Raw genomic sequence first — 19,045 nt, 5'->3', positions numbered from 1 at the left:
CGCCTGCGGGAGCCGGGCCGTTGGTTGTTCCCCGGTTGACAGGCAGCCGTATGGCTGCCTATTTTGGCGATAGGCAGCCGGACGGCTGCATGTCAGGATGGCGAAACGATGGACGACGTGTTCAGGGCGCTGGCCGACCCCAGCCGCCGCCGCCTGCTCGACAGCCTCAACGCCCGCGACGGGCAGACGCTGCGCGAGCTGTGCGCGGGGCTCGACATGGCCAGGCAGTCGGTCAGCAAGCACCTCGCCGTGCTGGAGGAGGCCAACCTGGTCACCACCGTGCGGCGCGGGCGGGAGAAGCTGCACTTCCTCAACGCCGTACCGATCAACGCCATCGCCGAACGCTGGATCAACCGGTACGACCGCCACCGGGCAGGCGCCCTGGCGGACCTCAAGACGGCCTTGGAGGAACGTCCCATGGATCAGGACGTCGTCTACACGACCTACATCCGCACCACCCCGGAGCGCCTCTGGCAGGCGCTCACCGACCCCGCGTGGACCCGGCGCTACTGGGGGGTCGAGCTGGAGTCCGACTGGCGGGAGGGGTCGGCGGTCACCTGGACGTACAAGGGCGTCAGGATGGCCGACCCCGAGCAGGTCGTGGTGGCCTCGGAGCCGCACCGGCGGCTGGCGTACACGTGGCACTCGATCACGCCCGAGTTCGCCGAGCTCGTCGGCCTCAGCCCGGAAGGGCGGGAGGAGATGGCCAAGGAGGCGCGCTCGACGGTGTCGTTCGAGATCGAGCAGGCCGGCGAGCTGGTCAGGCTGACCGTCGTGCACGGCGGGTTCGAGCCGGGCAGCTCGATCAGGGAAGGCGTCGGCCAGGGCTGGCCGGAGATCGTCTCCAGCCTCAAGACCCTGCTGGAGACCGGCGAGCCCCTGCCGTCAAGCGATCAGTAGCCGACTCAGTAGACCAGCGCCTGCACGCCCTCGGCGGTGACCTCCTCGACGAACGCCGGCGCGCCCGCGATGCGGATGCCGTCGATGAGGTCGTCGACGGTGATGTTCCTGCGGGCGGCGCACTGCGTGCAGAGCGTCACCCGCCCGGCCGCGAGCAGGGCGTCGAGCAGGTCGGTGAGCGGCGCGGCGTGCGGCAGGCTGAACTCCTTGGCCCGGCCGGGCAGCGCGAACCACGACGACTCCCCGGTCAGCCACAGGGAGACGGGTACGCCGCTCGCGAGCGCGGCGGCCGCGACCGTGAACGCCTGGTTGCAGCGCTCGGGGGCGTCGGCCCCCGCGGTCACCTTGATCACCAGTGATCGTGCCATGTCCGCCACCCTAACGCCCCGCAGCTCCACCGCCACCGGTCGCCGCCACTAGTCTTGGACACCATGGAAGAACCTGAGCTGCACCCCGGCCTGGAGCCGATCGCGTTCCTGCTGGGGCGGTGGGAAGGCGCCGGCGTGGGCGGCTACCCGACGATCGAGAGCTTCAACTTCGGCCAGGAGATCGAGTTCGGCCACAACGGCAAGCCGTTCCTGACTTACGTGAGCCGCACCTGGCTGCTCGACGACGCGGGCAACCGCGTCAGGCCGCTCGCCACGGAGTCCGGCTACTGGCGTTCGCTGCCCGAGCGGCAGATCGAGGTCGTGCTCTCCCACCCGACGGGCATCGTCGAGATCTACATCGGCGAGGTCGTCTTCCACAAGATCGAGCTGCGCACCGACGTCGTCGCCCGCACCGCCTCGGCGAAGGAGTACACCGCGGGCCACCGCCTCTACGGCCTGGTCAACGGCAACCTCATGTGGGCCTACGAGATGGCCGCCGTGGGCCACCCGCTCACCGACCACATGTCGGCAGAGCTGAAGAAGGTCGCCTGATGAGCACGCCGTTCACCCCTGACGTGGTCGAGGCGATCAAGCGGCACATGAACGACGACCACGCCGAGGACGGCCTGCTCATCGTGCGCGCGCTGGGCGGCAGGCCCGACGCGGGCACCGCGGTCACGAGCGACGTCGACGCCGAGGCGATCACGTTCACGATCGACGGCGGCGAGCGGGTGCGGGTGCCGTGGGGCGAGACGCTGACCGAGCGCGCCCAGGCGCGCAAGGCCGTCGTGCGGCTCTACCGCCAGGCGTGCGAGAAGCTGGGAGTGCCCGCCCGCGGGGAGCACTGAGGCTCCGGCCGAGGGCGGGCATGAAAAAGGGCCCCGGACAACACTCCGCCGCGCTGCGCGGGCGGGCCGGATGGACCAATGGCCGGGATCAGACGTCCCGCCCTCCGGCTGTCAGGGGCCCCGGTGGTTGCCTCGTATTCGCTGACGTCACGAGACAACAGTCCGCGAGGTCAGCGGACAACCACCTCGCTAGCCCGACTATGACTAACCATTATTCGGACCACCTCCTTTCCGCGTACCAACGAAGCTATGCGGTCTGCCGCGAAACGGGCAAGTGAATATCGTCGCGGCATAGACTCGGTGCATGACGGAGACGCAGTGGCACGAAGAACTCCGCGCCAAGGGCTACCGGGTCACCCCGCAGCGTCAGCTCGTCCTCGAGGCCATCAAGGAGCTTGAGCACGCCACGCCGGAGGAGATCTGCGTCAAGGTGCGCGAGACGGCGCGCGGCGTGAACATCTCGACCGTCTACCGCACGCTGGAGCTGCTGGAGGAGCTGGGCCTGGTCACCCACACCCACCTCGGCCACGGCGCCCCCACCTACCACCTGGCCGCCGAGGCCGACCACGTGCACCTGGTGTGCAGGGGCTGTGACCAGGTGTTCGAGGTGCGTCCCGAGCTGGCCGAGGGCCTGGTGAAGGGGCTCGACCAGGAGATGGGCTTCGTGGCCGACGTCCATCATCTGACCGTGTTCGGCCGCTGCCGCGACTGCCGCTGACCCGGCGAAAAAGCGACCGGCCGGGCGGATAGCCTGGAAGGCATGCGTAGCCCTCTGCTCGATCTCCCCGGCGCAGTCGCCGCCGACGCGCCGGACTCCGACGTAGCCGCCCACTACGGCGACCTGTTCGCCGAGCAGCGCGCGCTGGCGAAGGGAGAGGCGGTCGTCGACCGCAGCAACCGCGAGGTCGTCCGCATCTCCGGCGCCGACCGGCTGAAATGGCTCAACGATCTGACCTCGCAAAAGCTCGACACGCTGCGTCCAGGTGAGTGGACGCAGACGCTCGACCTCGACCTGCAGGGCCGCGTGCAGCACCACCTGACGCTGGTCGACGACGGCGAGACCATGCTCGCCCACGTCGAGCCCGGCACCGGGCAGAGCCTGGTCGACTACCTCGACCGCATGCGGTTCATGCTGCGGGTCGAGGTGTCGCGGGCCGACGACCTCGCGGTGCTCTCCACGGCGTCCGAGGACTTCCTGGTGCCGCGGTCCGAGCTGGCCGAGCATCTCGGGCGGCCGCTGGCGGGGCTGTGGGCGTACGAGGCGCTGCGCATCGAGGCGCACCGGCCGCGGCTCGGGTTCGAGACCGACCACAAGACGATCCCCCACGAGGTGGGCTGGATCGGCGCGGCCGTGCACCTCAGCAAGGGCTGCTACCGCGGCCAGGAGACGGTGGCGCGGGTGCACAACCTCGGCCACCCGCCGCGCCGCCTGGTCTTCCTCCACCTCGACGGCAGCGTCGACACGCTGCCCCCGCACGGCGCCCCGGTGATCTTCGAGAGCCAGGAGGTCGGCGTGGTGGGCTCGGCGGCCCGCCACCACGAGCTGGGCCCGATCGCGCTCGCGGTGGTCAAGCGCACGGTGCCGATCGACGCGCCGCTGCTGGCCGGCGGGGTGGCGGCGGCCCAGGAGGTCGTCGTGCCGCCGGACGCGGGGCGTAACGTCAGCATCGACCCGTCGCTGCGCCGCCGCATCCGCTAAAACTCGAGGACGACCGTGATGGGGCCGTCGTTGACCAGGGACACCTGCATGTCGGCCCCGAACACCCCCGTCTCCACGTGCGCGCCGAGCGCCCGCAGCTCCTCGACCACGGCGTCCACCAGCGGCTCGGCCACCGGGCCTGGGGCCGCGGCCTGCCAGGTGGGGCGGCGGCCCTTGCGGGCGTCGCCGTACAACGTGAACTGGCTGATCACCAGCAGCGGCGCCGACACGTCGGAGCAGGACTTCTCGCCGTGCAGGAGCCGCAGCCCCCACAGCTTGGCGGCGAGCTTGGCGGCCTCGGCGCGCGTGTCGGTGTGCGTGACCCCCACGAGGACCAGCAGGCCGGGCTCCGCGATGGCCCCGACCGTGCGCCCCTCGACCTCGACCGAGGCCGACCTGACTCTCTGTACGACTGCTCGCATGGGATCCCATTCTGGACCAGGTCAAACCCCTCCATACACTCGTGTCGAAAGGGGTTAAGAACATGTCGATGGTTGTGGAAGTCGTCCGGTCCGGGTTCGTGGAGTCCACTCACCTGGCCCGCATGCTGACCGTGGACGCCGCGGGGTGCCCGGTCGAGACCAGGGGAGCGGTGCACGTGCCGGCCTCGCCACGGTCGTCGATGAAGCCGCTCCAGGCGCTCGGGATGCTCCGGGCCGGCCTGGACCTGGAGGACGAGCTGCTGGCGCTGGCCTGCGCCTCCCACTCGGGCGAGCCGTTCCACGTGGAGGGCGTCAGGAAGATCCTGGCGGGTGCCGGGCTGGACGAGTCGGCCCTGCTGTGCCCTGAGGACTACCCGTTCGACCGCTCGGTGACCGAGCGCGGGCGGGTCTACATGAACTGCTCGGGCAAGCACGCCGCCATGCTGGCCACCTGCGCGCTCAACGACTGGCCGCTGACGACGTACCTGGAGCCGGCGCATCCGTTGCAGCGCGCGATCAGGGAGACGGTGGAGGAGCTGACCGGCGAGCGGGTCGCCGCCTCCGGCGTGGACGGGTGCGGGGCGCCGCTGTTCTTCGTCTCGATGCTCGGGGTGACGAAGGCGTTCCGCGCGTTCCCTATGTCGTCGCCCGACTCCTGCGAGCGAAAGATATTCGACGCCATGCGCAGCTACCCGGAGTGGACGTCGGGCACCGACCGGCCCGAGGCGAAGCTGATGCGCGCGCTGCCCGGCCTGATGCTGAAGGCCGGGGCCGAGGCGTTCGACGCGTTCGCCTTCGAGGACGGCAGGGCCGGCACGGTCAAGGTCGAGGACGGCTCGCCGCGCGCCCGCGTCGCGGTCACCGTGGCGGCGCTGCGCTCGCTCGGCCTGGACGCGCCCGAGCTGGCCGAGCTGGGCGCCCCCGCCGTGCTCGGCGGCGGCCGCCCGGTCGGCGAGCTGCGGGTGCGCTAGAGGCTGCGGAACTGGCGGGTGGCGGAGATGGCCCCCGAGGTCGTCGTGGTGAACGTGCGCATCGACCCGGCGAACTTGGACAGGTCCCACTCCGCCGGCCCGTGGTACCAGTAGAGGTTGTCGGCCCGCTGCCCGTTGCCGGTGACGGAGGCCACCACCCGCGACCAGTGCTCGACCCCGTCGAAGATCACGGCGTACGGCAGGTAGCGGGAGAACAGCTCCACCCGGTGCTGCTCGGGCACGTCGCCCAGTTCGCCGGAGAACAGATATTGGCGAAAGCGCATCGTCTGGGCGAGCGCGGCCGAGCCCTTGGCGGTCTTCGCGGGCATGTACTGCCCGCCGGCCGCCAGCGCGCCGCCCGCGATGACGACGGCCAGGCCGAGCAGCCCGTACGTGGTGAACCAGGCCAGCGCGACGGTGGCCAGCAGGCCCACCCCGATGAGCACCACGCCGAGCGTCGTCCAGCGAGTGCGCTCGGTGTCGGGCCTGCGGGCGAACCAGCCCTGCTTGACCACGTCGGCGTAGAGCGCGTCGCGCACCTCGCCGAGGTGGCTGGCGAAGGAGCCGGTCAGCTGCGACAGCAGCACGTGGTCGCGGCCCTCGAAGACGGCGTCGTACAGCGCCCGCTCGTAGGGCAGGAGCGCGTCCACGGGCGCGCTGGGCAGCTTGACGAGCATCCAGTCGGGCGCGTCGTACGTCTGCCGCGGCTGCTCGTCGATGCGCAGATAGCCGCGGACGGCCAGGTCGACGATGGTCGCGGTGACGTCGACGACGTCGGCCTGCTCGTCCACCAGCGTACCGATCTGGCCGGGCCGGACGCCGTCGGGCGGGGTGAAGTGGCCGTTCTGCACCGCCGCCATGGGGCCGCCCTCGTGGCCCGCGGCCCTGGCGTCGCGCCCGCGCGTCCAGTAGAGCAGCCCGATGCCGCCGAGCAGCAGCACCAGCAGGCCGGTCAGGGCGCCGCCGGTGATGGCGTCGAGGGTGAAGGCGGCCGACAGGGAGAAGCGCCGGTCGAGGATGGGCTCGGCGCCCGTGACGCCCTCGGGGTAGCCGACGACGACGGTCAGCGTCTCGCCTGACGCGAGGTCGTCCTGCTCGAATTCGGCCTCGGTAGCCTCGTGGTTCATCGAGGCCGAGGTGCAGCCGACGGCGGAGGTCAGCTCACCGGCGAAGCACGACAGGCTCTGGATCTGGCCCGGGCCTTTGACGTGCACGGTCGCCTTGGTGACGGGCTGGTTCCAGCCGCCGACCGCGAACCAGCGCAGCTCGTCGACGTCGCCCGAGGGGGTCACCGCGCCCTTGACGTCGTACTCGACGGTCTGGCCCGTCACGGTGAGCTCGTCGCCCGACAGGGTGCCGCCCTTGACGTTGGCGATCTGGTAGAGGCGGTCGCTGGCGTCGTCGTAGCGGGTCCGGGTGAGGAACGTCCGCTTGAGCTCTCCCGACGCCCCGCCGATCTTCTCGACGACGTGCAGGGTGCCGTCCTTGCCGAGGGTCATCGTCACCTCGTCCGTGATCCCGGCCTGCGCCGCTGCGGCCGGGGCTGCGGCTGAGGCTGCGGTCAGCGTCAGAGCGGTGGCCGCGAGGGCGGTCAACGTGAGTCTGAAACCCGTCATGGCGGGACATCGTAGCGGTTTGTACCGTCAGTCCAGCGTGATGGCGTTGGCCGCCCGCTGCACGCTCTCCGGGGAGGCGGGCCCGCCAGGGTTCTCCACGGCGAGCGCCTGGTTGGCCGCGACGAAGGGCCGCAGGCGCCGCTCGTAGCGCTCTCCGGCGCCCAGCGGGTCCGCGATCAGCTCCTCGGCCAGCACGTACGCCCCCACCATCGCCAGGCTCGTGCCCTGGCCCGACATCGGCGAGGCGCAGTAGGCGGCGTCGCCGACCAGCGCCACCCGCCGGGTGCTCCAGCGGTCCATCCTGACCTGGGCGATGGCGTCGAAGTAGAAGTCGCCGGCCTTCCACATGGCTTCGAGGAGCCTGGGCGCCTCCCACACGTGGGCGCAGCGCTCCTGCACCAGCCGCTTCTGGCCCTCGACGTCGCGGTGGTCGTACGGGAAGGGCTCGGCGGCGAAGCCCAGGTTGACCAGCATCCGCGCCGGGTCGCGGTCGCTGAACACCACGCCTCCCGCCTCGCCCTCGGTGAACCAGGTCTGCCAGTGGTCGAGGCCGAGGAAGTTGTCGGCGGTGAAGATGGAGATGTACTGGCCGAGGTGGTGCACGTACCGCGACTCGGGGCCGAAGGCCAGCGCGCGCACCTTCGAGTGCAGGCCGTCGGCGCCGATGACGACGTCGTAGCGGTCGTGGCCGCCGCTGTCGTACGTCACCTCGCCGTCCTCGGTCAGGGTGGCGATCGAGTCGCCGTAGACGCGGCGGGCCGGGCTCGCGGCGGTGAGGACGGCGATCAGGTCGCCGCGCATGATCTCGACGTCGGGGCTGTCGAAGCGGCCGCCGCTGACCGTCTGCTCGGTGTCGCGCATCAGCTCGGTGCCGTGGCTGTCGACCATGGACATGCCGCGCATGGTCGTGCGCAGGCCCCTGATCTCCTCCAGCACCCCCATCCGCTCGGCGACGGTGAGTGCCGCGCCCCTGACGTCGATGGCCTGCCCGCCCTCGCGCGGGGCCGGTGCCCGCTCGACCACGGTCACCTCCGCCCCCGCGCGCCCGAGGAAGTGGGCCAGCACTGCACCGCCCACCCCCGCACCGGAAACCAGGACTCTCATGGTGTCGCTCCTCGCTGTTGACATTGTACGCAGACGTGAATGTATGCAGTACATACAGCGGGTAGCAAGCTATAGTTGGAAAGATCTGTACTAGTACAGGAGGGAAATCGATGGCCGACCCGGTCCCGCCCCACGCCCGCATCGCCGCCGACATCAAGCGGCGCATCGCGGACGGCAGGCTCCGCCCGGGCGAGCGCGTGCCCTCGACCAGGCAGCTCGCCAGAGACTGGAACGTCGCCCTGGCCACCGCCGCCAAGGCGCTCACGCTGCTGGCCAGAAAGGGCGTCGTGGTCGCCGAGCCCAGGGTGGGCACCGTCGTGGCCGAGAGCCGCACCCCCAAGCTCAGGCCGGCGTCGCACGAGCACGACCTGACCCGCGAGCGCATCGTGCGCGCGGCCGTCGAGATCGCCGACGAGGACGGGCTGGAGGAGCTCACCATGCGGGGCCTCGCCACCCGCCTGGGCGTCGCCACCATGTCCCTCTACCGCCACGTGGGCGGCAAGGACGACCTGGTCATGCTCATGGTGGGTGCGGTGATCGGCGACTTCCCGCTGCCGCAGGAGGCGCCCGAGGGCTGGCGGGCGGCGATGGAGATCGCCGCCAGGACGCAGTGGGCCGTCTACCGCGCCCACCCCTGGGTGGCCGGCACGACCTCACTGACCAGGCCGATGCCCTCACCGGCGCTGCTGGAGCACGCCGAGTGGGCGATGCGCGCGCTCGCCGGCACGAGCCTCGACCCGGTGACCAAGATGCACGTGCACACCCTGCTCTTCAGCTACGTGCAGGGCATGGCGGCCAACCTGGAGCTCGAACGGCGGGCCCGCGCCCACACCGGCATGACCGCCGACGAGTGGATGGACGCGCAATATCCGGCGCTGCTGGGTCTCACCGCGTCGGGCCGCCATCCCGCCTTCACGCGGCTCATCGAGGAGCTGGGCGACGACTTCGACCTCGACCTCGACCTGCTCTTCGAGTTCGGCCTGACGCCGCTGCTCGACGGCCTGGAGAAGGTGATCGGCTAGTCGGCGACGCGGATGCGCAGGCGGCGGAAGCCGCGCCCCTTGCTCTCGACCTTGGCCACCTCGATGCGGCCGATCTGCTTGGTGGAGGCCACGTGGGTGCCGCCGTCGGCCTGGGTGTCGAGGCCGACGATGTCGACGATGCGGACGTCCTGCACGCTCTCGGGCACGAGGTTGGTCGCCGTGCGCACGATGTCGGGGATGGCGAACGCCTCGGTCCTGGGCAGCACCCGTACGTCGATGCGCCGGTCGGCGGCGATCTCGGCGTTGCAGGCGTGCTCCACGGCCTCCTTGAAGCCGGGCGGCACCTCGGGCAGGTTGAAGTCCATGCGGGCGCTCAGCGGGTCCATGTTGCCGCCGGTGACCAGGCAGCCGTAGTCCCTGAACACTACGCCGCACAGCACGTGCAGGCCGGAGTGCGTACGCATGAGCGCCGAGCGCCGCTCGTCGGCCACCGCGCCCCTGACGACCGTGCCGGCCGGCGGGATCGGATCGTCCTCCGCCGGAATCAGGTAGAGATCGTCGCCTTTGCGCACCCCGACGATGCGGGTTTCGACGCCTTGCCAGATCAGAACGCCGTGATCCGCCGGCTGGCCGCCCCCACCTGGATAGAATGCCGACCTGCTCAGCACGATGCCCTCGGGTGTGGCGTCCAGGACGACGGCCTCGAAGTCACGCAGACTCTGGTCGGACAACTCCAGTCGTTGCGTGCGTCCGTGGAGATCAGTGCTCATATCGGCAGCCTAGTGCCCTGGGGTGGTCATGCGGAGCCTGACGCGAAGCGCCGCGGTCCTCGTGCTGCTGGCCCTGCCGGCCTGCGGCGACGTCGCCGACCCGCCGCTCGGGGCGCGGCTGCCCGCGCCCGTGCTGATGTTCGTGGGCGACAGCTTCGCCGTGGGGTCAGGGCCGGTGCCGCGCTGGGAGAGCTACGCCTCCCAGACCGCCAGGCTCATGGGCTGGCAGCCGATCATCGCGGGCGCGAGCGGCACCGGCTTCTGCAACGCCGGGCGGGCGGGCCGCACGTTCCGGCGCTCGTACGAGCTGGAGCTGGCCTGGCGGCCGGCCCCCGACCTGCTCGTCATCTCCGGCGGCCACAACGACCGCCGCTGGAGCCCCGACGACGTACGCCGCGCCGCCACCGCCCTGCTCGCCCAGGTGCGCACCCACTGGCCCGAGACCAGGACGGTCATGGTGGGCCCCATCTGGCTGGAGGACCCGCCGCGCCGCGCGTACGGCGTGCGCGACGCCCTCGCCCAGGCCGCCGCGGCCGGGAAGGTGCCCTTCCTCGACCCCATGCTCAGGACGTGGCCGCGCGAGGCGGTGCTGCCCGACGGCATCCACCCGACGCGCGCCGGCCACGAACGGCTGGCCGCCTGGCTGGCCGGCGAGCTCAAGGCTCATCAGAGGGCTTACCAGGGGCCGTAGGGGCCGCTGTTGCCCCGGCCGCCCATGCCCTTGACGGCCGGCTTCACGTCGACGATGTAGACGGTGGCCGCGATGACCGCCGCGATCGAGAAGATGCCGAGCCCGATGCCGAGGAACCCGCTGCCGCCGACCATCATGAACCCCTGGAAGTAGCTCAGCGCGCCGGCGGCGGAGAACAGCGTGGCCAGGGCGAGGATCAGCAGCCACAGGTTCTTCTGCAGCTTGCCCGCCGCGACGAAGGCGTTGGCCGGCACCCGCAGCGCGTGCACCAGCGCGTAGACCGCCATGCCGAGGATGGCCACGGCGAGCACCAGGAAGAGGAGGTTGAAGACCCCGTAGATCATGTTCATGTAGTCGTCTCCGCCCAACGCCGCGAACCAAACGGCTTCAGCCTAATAGGCGCCCCCGACCCGCGGGCACCCCGGAAAGGAAAGGCCCGCCTCCGCGCTGGGAGACGGGCCGCGGGCATGGGTCAGGCCTTGGCGGCCTTGCCCGTGCCGGACGCGCGGGTCGCGCGCGGCTTCTTGGCCGGCTCGACCGGCTCGGCGACGGGCGGCTCGGCGGCCACCGACACCTCCTCCAGCTCAAGGGCGGCCTCGCCGGTGGTCTTGCTGACGACGCGGCGGCCACGGGTGGCGAACTCGTCGTAGACCTCGGTGGCCTTGTGGGTGAGCGTGTCGGCGTACGTGCGGGCCTTCTCGGGCAGCTCCCTGGCGATGCCCTCGGCCTTGTCGGCGTACTCGCGGGCCTTGACCGGCAGGTCCTTGGCCAGGTCGTAGCGGCGGGACTGGAGCTTCTGCAGCTGCTCGGGCAGCTCGCGCAGCTTCTCCACGGCGAAGTCGCCGACGCCGGCCACGGCGTAGAACGGCTTGGACTCGGTGAGCTTCTTGACCTCGGTGGCGAGCGTCATGGGTTAACCTTCCTTGGTTTCCTGGGTGACGTTGCCGTTGCGTGAGGTCGCCGCATAGGGCTCAAGAGCGGCGAGAAACTCCTCGGGCAGCGGCTCGTCGTCCGAATCGGCGTCGCGCCGGGGGCGGGCATTCTGGGAGGTCTGCTCGTCCTCGGCGGGATGCTCCTTGCGGAACGACTCATAGATGTCGATCAGCACCTGGCGCTGACGTTCGCTGAGATGCGAGTCGGCTCTGATCGCGGTGAGCACGTCGCTCGGCGGCTCACGGTCCTCGATGAGGCCCGCCTGCACATAGAGCGCCTGCGAGGAGATGCGCAGACCTTTGGCGATCTGGTTGAGAATCTCCGCGCTCGGCTTGCGCAGGCCGCGCTCGATCTGGCTCAGGTAGGGGTTGGACACCCCTGCCGCCGCGGCGAGCTGGCGCAGCGAGATCTTCGCCTGCTGCCGCTGATCGCGGATGTATTCACCGATCGAGCCGACTTTGGGTAGTGCCATGCCTCATAGTCTGCCTCGCCCTGCTTGCAATTGCAAACAGAGTGGTTAACAGCTGCAAGCGCTAGAGCTGGAAGAACCAGAGCAGCGGAGCGCTCGTGACCAACGTCACAGACAGGGCGATGTAGCTGGAACGGACCGTCATGGTCAGCTCTGGCAGCGGCTTGACCAGGCGATCGACCCTGGCCATGACGTTGTGGACGTGGACGCCGAGCATGCCGTGGGGCGTCGGCATCGCCCCTGACGCGCCGAAGCGCAGCAGCGCCGTCGCCAGCCGGCGTGGCGAGCAGTAGCGGCGGGCGCGGTCGTCGGCGGCCATCTCGATCAGCAGCTCGACCTGGGCCTGCGCGTCGGCCACCACCTTCGACCAGGGCAGCGCCCTGCGCAGCGCGGCGAACGGCAGCAGCACGAGGTCGTGGCGCTCGCGTACGTGGGCCGCCTCGTGAGCGAGCACGGCGGCCAGTTCGTCCTCCGACAGCAGCTTGAGCGCGCCCTCGCTGACCACGACCTGCGAGCGCAGCCCCGGCACGCAGTAGGCGGCGGCGCTGGGATGGTCGAGCACCCGCACGCCCGGCACGCCCGGGTCGTCGTGGGAGATCAACGCGAGCAGCACGCGGTGCCTGCGGCGGGCCCGCAGCGCCTGCACACCCGCGGTGAGCAGCACCGCGACCAGGACCGCGAGCGCGGTGAGCCCGGCGATCAGCGCCAGCACGTGGAGCGGGTCCCACGCCTGCGCGGGCGTCTCCCCGCGCGCGAACGCGAGAAGCCCGGGGATCACGCCGGTGCCATAGGGCTGGACGGCGAAGGCGAGCATGGCGCCCGTGGTGGCGAGGCCCCAGGACACGCCGAGTGACTGCCAGACGATGATGGCCAGCCTGGGGGCGCGGGAGGTCCACCGGGCCGTGGTGAAACGCCAGGAGCCGACCGCGCACGCCAACGCGAGCGCTGCCAGGACCGCTGCCGTGATCACTCGTCCTCCAGCTCCGTAAGGGCTCTGCGCAGGATCTCCGCCTCCGTGCCCGACACGGCCTGGGCGAAGCGGGTCAGGGCGGCCGATCGGTCGCCCGTCAGGTCCAACGCCTCCAGCATAAGCTCGGCGATGTATGCGTCGCGGCTTTCGGCCGGCTGATATCTCCACGCGCGGCCGTCACGGGTGCGCTCGAGAAAGCCCTTGCGGGTGAGGCGGTCGAGAACGGTCATGACCGTCGTGGGTGCGAGATCGCGGTCGGCGATGAGTTTGCCGACCTCGCGGGCGGTCAGCGCCGTGCTCTCCGCCCAGAGGATGTCCATGATGCTGCGCTCAAGCTCGCCAAGACCCTTCACGTCTTTCAGAGTAGCTCTACAACGTGTCGAGCTGGCATCCGGGGCTGAGGACTCCCTAACGTTGCTACGGTGTCACCTTCCGTAACCGACAAAGGAGTACGCCGAGCGTGGATCTGGAAGACGAGCGGCGGCTCGACCAGCTGATCCGGCGGCTGGAGACGTGGGCGGTCTTCGCCCGCGAGCCGGGCGTCACCGCCTCCGTCCAGGCCGCCCTCCAGCGGCACTGCCGGATCGACCACGCCGCCATCCTCATGTTCCCCAGCGGGCTCGACGACCTGCGCGCCTCCCTGCGGATGCGTGGCTTCGAGATCCTGCGCACCTGCCCCAGCACGGTCGTGCGCGGGCGGCTGGCCGAGCGCTACGACCTCGACCTGCCCGTCCTCATCGCCTACGCCGTGCGCGCCACCGGCGGCCCCGCCCTGGAGGTGTTCGTGCCCGAGCACGGCCCCGGCATCGGGCGGGTCGCGGTCCGCGAGCGCGAGCGCAACGAGGAGACGCACCTCGCGCTCGAAGTCATCAGGCCCGACGAGATCGTGGTGCGCGGCCTCGGCAGGCTGCTCACCTCGGTGCTCGGGTTCGCCCCCGACGGCGGCGGGTTCAACCCGTACGAGGACGAGAGCAGGGGAGGCCGCACGGTGCTGTACTTCGGCCGGCCGGTCGCCTGGCCCCGGCGCGTCGAGCTGGCCTGCGCCGGCCACTATCCCCACGTCCTGCGCTCCCACCTCGACCGCACGCCCGCGCTCGTGGCCGATGGCTGACGACGGCGCGCACCGCGAGGTGCTGTCGAAGCTGACCGGCGCCTGGCTCACCCAGGCGGTGGCCGCCATGGCCGAGCTGGGGCTCGCCGACCGGCTCGACGAGCGCCCGCTGACCTGCGGCGAGCTGGCCCGCGCGTGCGGCGTGCACGCGGGCGCGCTGTTCCGGCTGCTGCGCCTGCTGGAGAGCCACGACCTGGTCGAGCAGGGCACGGGCGGCGCGTACGCGCTCACGCCCACCGGCGCGCTGCTGTCCAGCCGCCACCCCGACTCGCTGGCCGACCTCGCCCTGTTCTACGCGGGCCCGTTCTACGCCTCGTGGGGCGCGCTGCCGTACGCGGTCAGGACCGGCAGGCAGGGCTTCGAGCACGTCTACGGCAAGCCGTTCTTCGACTACACCGCCGAGCACCCGGAGATGGGCGCCGGCTTCGACCGGGCCATGGCCTGCGGGTCGTCGTTCTTCACCCAGCTTCCGAAGGTCTACGACTTCACCCGGCACCGCCACGTCGTCGACGTCGGCGGCGGGCGCGGCGCGCTGCTCGCGGTCGTGCTGGCGCAGGCCGAGGAGGTGCGCGGCACGCTGTTCGACGGCCCAGGAGCCGTCGAGCGGGGCCGCGCGGCGCTCACCGAGGCGGGCCTGGCCGATCGGTGCGACTTCGCGGCCGGCGACTTCTTCGAGCAGGTGCCGTCCGGCGGCGACGTCTACCTGCTCTCGCGGATCCTGCACGACTGGGACGACGAGCCCTGCGCGCGGCTGCTGGCCAACTGCCGGGCCGCGATGCCCGCGGGCGGGCGGCTGCTCGTCCTGGAGCGGCTCGTCCCCGAGCGGCCGCACGACGCGCCGGGCGCGCTCGCCATCGCGTGGGACGTGCACATGCTGGTCAACAACGGCGCGGGCCGTGAGCGCACCTACCTCGAGTACGAGCGGCTGCTGGCCGGCGCCGGGTTCACGCTGGAGGACGTACGCGGGCTGCCCCTCGACGTCGACGTGCTCGTCGCCCGCGCCTGACCTGGCAGGCTGGGCGCCATGGAAGTGACGCTCGTCCAAGGCGACATCACCGAGCAGCGGGTCGACGCGATCGTCAACGCCGCCAACTCCTCCCTCATGGGCGGCGGCGGCGTGGACGGCGCCATCCACCGGCATGGCGGCCCCGAGATCCTCCAGGAGTGCAGGAAGCTCAGGGCCGGCCACTACGGCAAGGGCCTGCCGACCGGCATGGCCGTGGCGACCACGGCCGGGCGGCTGCCCGCGCGCTGGGTCATCCACACCGTCGGGCCCGTCCACTCACGCTCCGACGACCGCTCCGAGCTGCTCGCCTCCTGCCACGTCGAGTCGCTGCGGGTGGCCGACGAGCTTGGCGCCGCCACGGTGGCCTTCCCCGCGATCTCGACCGGCATCTACGGCTGGCCGGTCGACGACGCCGCCCGCATCGCGCTCGACGCCGTGCGCGGGGCCCGGACGTCGGTGCGCGAGGTGCGGTTCGTGCTGTTCGACGCGGTCGCGTACGCGGCCTTCGAGACCCTGCTCTAGGGCGCCCACGGGGGCGCGACCGCCCACGAGTGCGTGTTGCGCGACTCGAAGGATTGACTCGCTCCCCGGGCTGAAGCCCGAGCATTCTGCCCCCGCCAGACAGGTGGCGTCCAGCTTGAGCCCGTCGGCGCTCGCCCGCGAACCGACCGATGCTCGCATGGCCCATGAGCGTGGGTTGCGGTTCCTATGAGCGTGGATCGACCGCTTTCGAGCGCTCTAGCGGGGATCGACCGCCGACCACGGCAGCGTCAGCTCGCCGAGCCGCCACCGGGCGACGCTCCCGAGCGGCGGGTGCGCCGGCACGGGCCAGGTGCGCGACAGCTCCCCGATGGCCGCCAGCCACCGCTGCCGCCGCCCGTGCGCGCCGTAGGGCGCGCTGACCGCCCATGCCCGGTCGAAGTCGCTCAGAAAGGCGTGGATCCGCTCACCCGGCACGTTCCGGTGGATGAGCGTCTTGGGCAGCCGGTCGGCGAGGTCGGACGGCCGCTCGAAGGCGTCGAACCGGGCGGAGAAGGTGATGGTCTCCGGCCCCTCGGCCGACAGCCCCACCCAGACCGCCCGCCGCCCGTTCTCCGACGAGGTGCCCTCCACCAGCACGCCGCCGGGCGCGAGGCCCGCCCGCAGCACCTCCCAGTAGTGCCACGCCTCGTCCTCGCCGTACTGGCGCAGCACGTTGAAGGCGCGGACGAGGGCCGGCGGGCGCGGCACCGGCAGCTCGAAGCCGCCCAGCCGGAAGCTCAGCCCCTCCCGCTCGTACGGCCTGGCCAGCGCCACCCGCGCGGGATCGATCTCCAGCCCCACCACCTCGACCCCCGGCGCGACCTTGCGCAACCGGGTGAACAGCTCAAGCGTCGTGGCGTGCGAGGCGCCGTAGCCGAGATCCACCACCAGGGGCCGCTCGGCGGCGCGCAGCAGCCGGCCGTGCACGGCGGCGATCCAGCGGTCGCCGCGCCGCAGCCGGTTGTGGCCCGTCGTGCCCCTGGTGATGGTCCCGACCGGTTTAGCCACCGACGCGGTGCACCTTGTGCTGCGCCGCCTGGGCGCGCGGCCTGATGACCAGGCGGTCGATGTTGACGTGGGCCGGGCGGGTGACGCACCAGGCGATGGCGTCGGCGACGTCGTCGGAGGTCAGCGGGTCGGGCACACCCTGGTAGACGCGGGCCGCGGCCGACTCGTCGCCCCTGAACCTGGTGACCGCGAAGCCCTCGGTCTTGACCATGCCGGGCGCGATCTCGACGATCCGCACCGGCTGCCCGACCAGCTCCAGGCGCAGGGTCTCGGCCATCGAGCGCTGGGCGTGCTTGGCCGCGACATAGCCGCCGCCGCCCTCGTACGCGACGTGTCCCGCCGTCGAGGTGAGCATGACCAGCACGCCGTCGCCCGACGCGACGAGTTTGGGGATCAGCGCCTGGGACATGCGAAGGGAGCCGAGCACGTTCACGTCGTACATGCGCTGCCAGTCGTCCACCCGGCCCTCGGCCACCGGCTCCATGCCGTGCGCGCCGCCCGCGTTGTTGACCAGCACGTCGCACCGCTCCAGGCCGGCCACCAGCGCGTCAACAGAGTCCTGTGAGGTCACATCGAGCGTCACCGGCCTGATGGAGGGCACCTCGGCGGCCAGCTTGTCCAGCCGGTGGCGGCGTCGCGCGCCCGCCACCACGTCATAACCTTCGGCGGCGAGCCGCCGCGCGGTCGCCTCGCCGATCCCGCTGCTCGCACCCGTCACCACAGCCGTTTTCCGCATGGTCCCCATCCTGCCAGGAGCCCTGGGGACGACTTTGTACCCCCACAAATGACCAGTTGTCGGGAATGTCAGAAATGTTGGGACAGTTGTACTCGGTCTGGAGGTGGTGTCGAGTGAGGCGACGACGGGTCAACCGGGTCGCGACCATCAGCATGCACACGTCGCCGCTGGACCAGCCCGGCACGGGCGACGCCGGTGGCATGAACGTGTACATCGTCGAATGCGCCAAGCGACTGGCCCGGCTCGGGGTGGAGGTGGAGATCTTCACCCGCGCCACCGCCCGCGACCTGCCGCCCGTGGCGGAACTCGCTCCCGGCGTCCTCGTCAGGCACCTCACGGCCGGCCCGTACGAGGAGATGGACCGCGCAGAGCTGCCCGGCCAGCTCTGCGCCTTCCTGTCCGAGGTGCTGCGCACCGAGGCCATGTACGACCCGGGCCGCTACGACGTCATCCACTCCCACTACTGGCTGTCCGGCCAGGTCGGCTGGCTGGCCAAGGAACGCTGGGGCGTCCCGCTCGTCCACACCATGCACACCATGGCCAAGGTCAAGAACCTCCTGCTCGCCCGCGGCGACAAGCCGGAGCCCGCCGCCCGCGTGATCGGCGAGCAGCAGGTCGTGGACGTCGCCGACCGCCTGGTCGCCAACACCGCCGACGAGGCAGGCGAGCTGATCGACCTGTACGGCGCCGACCCCGCCCGCGTCGCCGTCGTGAACCCCGGCGTCAACCTCAACGTCTTCACCCCCGCCTCCCAGGGCGTCGCCAGGCACCGGCTCGGCCTGCCGCAGGACGCCCACGTGCTGCTGTTCGTCGGCCGCATCCAGCCACTCAAGGCCCCCGACGTGCTGCTGCGCGCCGCCTCCAGGATGCTCATCGACGAGCCCGCACTGCGCGAGCGCCTGGTGATCGCCTGCGTCGGCGGCCCGTCGGGCAACGGCCTGGCCAGGCCCTCGTTCCTCACCGAACTCGCCACCGAGCTGGGCATCGCCGACGTCGTCCGGCTCGTGCCGCCGGCGCCCCAGGAGGAGCTGGCCGACTGGTACCGGGCCGCCACGGTCACCGTCGTGCCGTCGTACAGCGAGTCGTTCGGCCTGGTCGCCCTTGAGTCGCAGGCGTGCGGCACCCCGGTGGCCGCCGCGGCCGTCGGCGGGCTGCGCACGGCCGTCCGCGACGGCGTCTCCGGCCTGCTCGTGGACGGCCACGACCCCGCCGACTGGGCCATCGCGCTGCGCCGCCTGCTGTCCGCGCCGCGCAGGCGCGAGCGGCTGTCGGCCGGCGCGCGCGAGCACGCCGCCGCCTTCGGCTGGCAGGCCACCGCCGCCCGCCTCATGGAGGTCTACGCCGGCGCCATCGCCCATCTGCACCAGGTGCCGGTCGCGCTGCCGGGGAACTGACCGTACTTTGTTCTGCCGCCTCATAAGGTGAAGGGCATGCGCGAAGTCGTCGAAGCAGCACTCAAAGCCGCGGACGTCACCTACGACGAGCCCCGCCCAGGAGCGTTCCTGGCCAGGCTCCCCGGCCAGCACAAGCTCGCCACCATGACCTGGCTCATCATCGGCGAGCGGGTGCTGCACGTCGAGGCGTTCTTCTGCCGGCAGCCCGACGAGAACCACGCCGAGTTCTACCGCTGGCTGCTCGGCAAGAACGGCTCCATGTACGGCGTGCACTTCTCCCTCGACCCCGTCGGCGACGTCTACCTCGTCGGCAGGGTCCCGCTGGCCGCCGTCACCGAGGACGAGGTGGACCGGCTGCTCGGGTGCGTGCTGACGTACTCGGACGACTGGTTCGACCGGGCACTCGAGCTCGGCTTCGCCTCCTCGATCAGGCGCGAGTGGGAGTGGCGGGCCAAGCGCGGCGAGTCCCTGGCCAACCTCCAGGCGTTCGCCCGCTTCGCCGACCCCGACCGGTAGAACCATAG

Annotated in this window: 25 protein-coding genes; 13 read left to right on the top strand and 12 right to left on the bottom strand. The window is 71.4% G+C overall.

Going from position 1 to position 19,045, the window contains the following annotated elements:
- Positions 1-108 precede the first annotated feature (108 nt).
- Positions 109-900, top strand: coding sequence for an ArsR/SmtB family transcription factor (locus tag ACFFR3_RS23280; protein ID WP_364377987.1), 792 nt, complete (start codon positions 109-111; stop codon positions 898-900).
- Positions 901-905: 5 nt separating this feature from the next.
- On the opposite strand, the gene ACFFR3_RS23275 is transcribed toward ACFFR3_RS23280, so the two are convergent.
- Positions 906-1,268: a DsrE family protein gene (locus ACFFR3_RS23275; RefSeq protein WP_364377989.1), complete on the bottom strand. Its 363-nt coding sequence runs from the start codon at positions 1,266-1,268 to the stop codon at positions 906-908.
- Positions 1,269-1,331: 63 nt separating this feature from the next.
- On the opposite strand from ACFFR3_RS23275, the gene ACFFR3_RS23270 reads away from it, so the two are divergent.
- The 4 genes from ACFFR3_RS23270 to ygfZ all read left to right on the top strand — a co-directional run bounded on the left by ACFFR3_RS23270 (position 1,332) and on the right by ygfZ (position 3,815).
- Complete coding sequence (locus ACFFR3_RS23270; protein ID WP_345395271.1) at positions 1,332-1,820, top strand: heme-binding beta-barrel domain-containing protein; 489 nt, start codon at positions 1,332-1,334, stop codon at positions 1,818-1,820.
- Positions 1,820-2,116 (top strand): DUF2470 domain-containing protein, encoded by a 297-nt coding sequence (locus ACFFR3_RS23265; RefSeq protein ID WP_345395274.1) that lies wholly within the window; start codon positions 1,820-1,822, stop codon positions 2,114-2,116. The genes ACFFR3_RS23270 and ACFFR3_RS23265 overlap by 1 nt, the downstream gene beginning before the upstream one ends.
- Positions 2,117-2,420: 304 nt before the next feature.
- Positions 2,421-2,834, top strand: coding sequence for a Fur family transcriptional regulator (locus tag ACFFR3_RS23260; protein ID WP_345395277.1), 414 nt, complete (start codon positions 2,421-2,423; stop codon positions 2,832-2,834).
- Positions 2,835-2,876: 42 nt separating this feature from the next.
- On the top strand, positions 2,877-3,815 hold the full coding sequence (gene ygfZ, locus ACFFR3_RS23255; protein ID WP_364377992.1) for a CAF17-like 4Fe-4S cluster assembly/insertion protein YgfZ: 939 nt from the start codon (positions 2,877-2,879) through the stop codon (positions 3,813-3,815).
- Here ygfZ and dtd read toward each other — a convergent pair.
- Entirely contained in the window at positions 3,812-4,237 is a 426-nt protein-coding gene (gene dtd, locus ACFFR3_RS23250) for a D-aminoacyl-tRNA deacylase (RefSeq protein WP_364377994.1), read from the bottom strand. The genes ygfZ and dtd overlap by 4 nt on opposite strands.
- Before the next feature lie 62 nt (positions 4,238-4,299).
- Here dtd and ACFFR3_RS23245 point away from each other — a divergent pair, with 62 nt between their 5' ends.
- The gene (locus ACFFR3_RS23245; RefSeq protein ID WP_345395280.1) at positions 4,300-5,208 is read left to right on the top strand and encodes an asparaginase; all 909 of its coding nucleotides are present in this window, start codon (positions 4,300-4,302) and stop codon (positions 5,206-5,208) included.
- Here the strand turns inward: ACFFR3_RS23245 and ACFFR3_RS23240 are convergent.
- The gene (locus ACFFR3_RS23240; RefSeq protein WP_364377998.1) at positions 5,205-6,824 is read right to left on the bottom strand and encodes a DUF2207 domain-containing protein; all 1,620 of its coding nucleotides are present in this window, start codon (positions 6,822-6,824) and stop codon (positions 5,205-5,207) included. The two genes, ACFFR3_RS23245 and ACFFR3_RS23240, sit on opposite strands and share 4 nt — an antisense overlap.
- Before the next feature lie 27 nt (positions 6,825-6,851).
- Positions 6,852-7,928: an FAD-dependent monooxygenase gene (locus ACFFR3_RS23235; RefSeq protein WP_379483835.1), complete on the bottom strand. Its 1,077-nt coding sequence runs from the start codon at positions 7,926-7,928 to the stop codon at positions 6,852-6,854.
- A gap of 110 nt (positions 7,929-8,038) precedes the next feature.
- On the opposite strand from ACFFR3_RS23235, the gene ACFFR3_RS23230 reads away from it, so the two are divergent.
- A complete protein-coding gene (locus ACFFR3_RS23230) occupies positions 8,039-8,950 on the top strand; it encodes a TetR/AcrR family transcriptional regulator C-terminal domain-containing protein (protein ID WP_379483834.1) in 912 nt (303 codons plus the stop codon).
- Here the strand turns inward: ACFFR3_RS23230 and ACFFR3_RS23225 are convergent.
- Positions 8,947-9,681 (bottom strand): alanyl-tRNA editing protein, encoded by a 735-nt coding sequence (locus ACFFR3_RS23225; RefSeq protein ID WP_364378004.1) that lies wholly within the window; start codon positions 9,679-9,681, stop codon positions 8,947-8,949. The two genes, ACFFR3_RS23230 and ACFFR3_RS23225, sit on opposite strands and share 4 nt — an antisense overlap.
- Before the next feature lie 28 nt (positions 9,682-9,709).
- Between ACFFR3_RS23225 and ACFFR3_RS23220 the strand changes: the two genes are divergently transcribed.
- The gene (locus ACFFR3_RS23220; RefSeq protein WP_364378006.1) at positions 9,710-10,372 is read left to right on the top strand and encodes an SGNH/GDSL hydrolase family protein; all 663 of its coding nucleotides are present in this window, start codon (positions 9,710-9,712) and stop codon (positions 10,370-10,372) included.
- On the opposite strand, the gene ACFFR3_RS23215 is transcribed toward ACFFR3_RS23220, so the two are convergent.
- The 5 genes from ACFFR3_RS23215 to ACFFR3_RS23195 all read right to left on the bottom strand — a co-directional run bounded on the left by ACFFR3_RS23215 (position 10,357) and on the right by ACFFR3_RS23195 (position 13,097).
- A complete protein-coding gene (locus ACFFR3_RS23215; RefSeq protein WP_345395292.1) occupies positions 10,357-10,722 on the bottom strand; it encodes a DUF2516 family protein in 366 nt (121 codons plus the stop codon). The two genes, ACFFR3_RS23220 and ACFFR3_RS23215, sit on opposite strands and share 16 nt — an antisense overlap.
- Positions 10,723-10,844: 122 nt before the next feature.
- Positions 10,845-11,282, bottom strand: coding sequence for a hypothetical protein (locus tag ACFFR3_RS23210; RefSeq protein ID WP_345395295.1), 438 nt, complete (start codon positions 11,280-11,282; stop codon positions 10,845-10,847).
- A 3-nt stretch (positions 11,283-11,285) separates the two neighbouring features.
- Positions 11,286-11,777 (bottom strand): helix-turn-helix domain-containing protein, encoded by a 492-nt coding sequence (locus ACFFR3_RS23205; RefSeq protein ID WP_345395298.1) that lies wholly within the window; start codon positions 11,775-11,777, stop codon positions 11,286-11,288.
- A gap of 61 nt (positions 11,778-11,838) precedes the next feature.
- A complete protein-coding gene (locus tag ACFFR3_RS23200) occupies positions 11,839-12,744 on the bottom strand; it encodes a M56 family metallopeptidase (RefSeq protein WP_364378013.1) in 906 nt (301 codons plus the stop codon).
- On the bottom strand, positions 12,741-13,097 hold the full coding sequence (locus ACFFR3_RS23195; protein WP_345395304.1) for a BlaI/MecI/CopY family transcriptional regulator: 357 nt from the start codon (positions 13,095-13,097) through the stop codon (positions 12,741-12,743). The genes ACFFR3_RS23200 and ACFFR3_RS23195 overlap by 4 nt, the downstream gene beginning before the upstream one ends.
- A gap of 107 nt (positions 13,098-13,204) precedes the next feature.
- On the opposite strand from ACFFR3_RS23195, the gene ACFFR3_RS23190 reads away from it, so the two are divergent.
- From ACFFR3_RS23190 to ACFFR3_RS23180, 3 genes are read left to right on the top strand one after another with little or no spacing between them, the layout of a single operon-like run.
- The gene (locus ACFFR3_RS23190; RefSeq protein WP_364378016.1) at positions 13,205-13,855 is read left to right on the top strand and encodes a hypothetical protein; all 651 of its coding nucleotides are present in this window, start codon (positions 13,205-13,207) and stop codon (positions 13,853-13,855) included.
- A complete protein-coding gene (locus tag ACFFR3_RS23185; RefSeq protein ID WP_345395310.1) occupies positions 13,848-14,861 on the top strand; it encodes a methyltransferase in 1,014 nt (337 codons plus the stop codon). The genes ACFFR3_RS23190 and ACFFR3_RS23185 overlap by 8 nt, the downstream gene beginning before the upstream one ends.
- Positions 14,862-14,879: 18 nt before the next feature.
- Positions 14,880-15,383, top strand: a complete 504-nt coding sequence (locus tag ACFFR3_RS23180; protein WP_345395313.1) for an O-acetyl-ADP-ribose deacetylase — start codon at positions 14,880-14,882, stop codon at positions 15,381-15,383.
- Positions 15,384-15,599: 216 nt separating this feature from the next.
- Here the strand turns inward: ACFFR3_RS23180 and ACFFR3_RS23175 are convergent, their stop codons facing one another.
- Positions 15,600-16,391, bottom strand: coding sequence for a class I SAM-dependent methyltransferase (locus ACFFR3_RS23175; RefSeq protein WP_345395316.1), 792 nt, complete (start codon positions 16,389-16,391; stop codon positions 15,600-15,602).
- Positions 16,384-17,127, bottom strand: a complete 744-nt coding sequence (locus ACFFR3_RS23170) for an SDR family NAD(P)-dependent oxidoreductase (RefSeq protein WP_379483833.1) — start codon at positions 17,125-17,127, stop codon at positions 16,384-16,386. The genes ACFFR3_RS23175 and ACFFR3_RS23170 overlap by 8 nt, the downstream gene beginning before the upstream one ends.
- Positions 17,128-17,240: 113 nt before the next feature.
- Here ACFFR3_RS23170 and mshA point away from each other — a divergent pair, with 113 nt between their 5' ends.
- The gene (mshA, locus tag ACFFR3_RS23165) at positions 17,241-18,521 is read left to right on the top strand and encodes a D-inositol-3-phosphate glycosyltransferase (RefSeq protein WP_364378021.1); all 1,281 of its coding nucleotides are present in this window, start codon (positions 17,241-17,243) and stop codon (positions 18,519-18,521) included.
- A 36-nt stretch (positions 18,522-18,557) separates the two neighbouring features.
- The gene (locus ACFFR3_RS23160; protein ID WP_345395322.1) at positions 18,558-19,037 is read left to right on the top strand and encodes a type III secretion system chaperone family protein; all 480 of its coding nucleotides are present in this window, start codon (positions 18,558-18,560) and stop codon (positions 19,035-19,037) included.
- Positions 19,038-19,045: the final 8 nt, after the last annotated feature.

Origin of the sequence: Nonomuraea salmonea, assembly GCF_042428605.1 — a bacterium.
Lineage (GTDB): Bacteria > Actinomycetota > Actinomycetes > Streptosporangiales > Streptosporangiaceae > Nonomuraea > Nonomuraea salmonea.
Note: the sequence above shows the minus strand (reverse complement) of the source record. Positions and strands in the feature narration are given on the sequence as shown.

Bases quoted from the DNA above. Each gene is read 5' to 3' on its own strand.
- ACFFR3_RS23280 (WP_364377987.1), top strand. From the start codon at position 109: ATGGACGACGTGTTCAGGGCGCTGGCCGACCCCAGCCGCCGCCGCCTG.
- ACFFR3_RS23275 (WP_364377989.1), bottom strand. From the start codon at position 1,268: ATGGCACGATCACTGGTGATCAAGGTGACCGCGGGGGCCGACGCCCCC.
- ACFFR3_RS23270 (WP_345395271.1), top strand. From the start codon at position 1,332: ATGGAAGAACCTGAGCTGCACCCCGGCCTGGAGCCGATCGCGTTCCTG.
- ACFFR3_RS23265 (WP_345395274.1), top strand. From the start codon at position 1,820: ATGAGCACGCCGTTCACCCCTGACGTGGTCGAGGCGATCAAGCGGCAC.
- ACFFR3_RS23260 (WP_345395277.1), top strand. From the start codon at position 2,421: ATGACGGAGACGCAGTGGCACGAAGAACTCCGCGCCAAGGGCTACCGG.
- ygfZ (WP_364377992.1), top strand. From the start codon at position 2,877: ATGCGTAGCCCTCTGCTCGATCTCCCCGGCGCAGTCGCCGCCGACGCG.
- dtd (WP_364377994.1), bottom strand. From the start codon at position 4,237: ATGCGAGCAGTCGTACAGAGAGTCAGGTCGGCCTCGGTCGAGGTCGAG.
- ACFFR3_RS23245 (WP_345395280.1), top strand. From the start codon at position 4,300: ATGTCGATGGTTGTGGAAGTCGTCCGGTCCGGGTTCGTGGAGTCCACT.
- ACFFR3_RS23240 (WP_364377998.1), bottom strand. From the start codon at position 6,824: ATGACGGGTTTCAGACTCACGTTGACCGCCCTCGCGGCCACCGCTCTG.
- ACFFR3_RS23235 (WP_379483835.1), bottom strand. From the start codon at position 7,928: ATGAGAGTCCTGGTTTCCGGTGCGGGGGTGGGCGGTGCAGTGCTGGCC.
- ACFFR3_RS23230 (WP_379483834.1), top strand. From the start codon at position 8,039: ATGGCCGACCCGGTCCCGCCCCACGCCCGCATCGCCGCCGACATCAAG.
- ACFFR3_RS23225 (WP_364378004.1), bottom strand. From the start codon at position 9,681: ATGAGCACTGATCTCCACGGACGCACGCAACGACTGGAGTTGTCCGAC.
- ACFFR3_RS23220 (WP_364378006.1), top strand. From the start codon at position 9,710: ATGCGGAGCCTGACGCGAAGCGCCGCGGTCCTCGTGCTGCTGGCCCTG.
- ACFFR3_RS23215 (WP_345395292.1), bottom strand. From the start codon at position 10,722: ATGAACATGATCTACGGGGTCTTCAACCTCCTCTTCCTGGTGCTCGCC.
- ACFFR3_RS23210 (WP_345395295.1), bottom strand. From the start codon at position 11,282: ATGACGCTCGCCACCGAGGTCAAGAAGCTCACCGAGTCCAAGCCGTTC.
- ACFFR3_RS23205 (WP_345395298.1), bottom strand. From the start codon at position 11,777: ATGGCACTACCCAAAGTCGGCTCGATCGGTGAATACATCCGCGATCAG.
- ACFFR3_RS23185 (WP_345395310.1), top strand. From the start codon at position 13,848: ATGGCTGACGACGGCGCGCACCGCGAGGTGCTGTCGAAGCTGACCGGC.
- ACFFR3_RS23180 (WP_345395313.1), top strand. From the start codon at position 14,880: ATGGAAGTGACGCTCGTCCAAGGCGACATCACCGAGCAGCGGGTCGAC.
- ACFFR3_RS23170 (WP_379483833.1), bottom strand. From the start codon at position 17,127: ATGCGGAAAACGGCTGTGGTGACGGGTGCGAGCAGCGGGATCGGCGAG.
- ACFFR3_RS23160 (WP_345395322.1), top strand. From the start codon at position 18,558: ATGCGCGAAGTCGTCGAAGCAGCACTCAAAGCCGCGGACGTCACCTAC.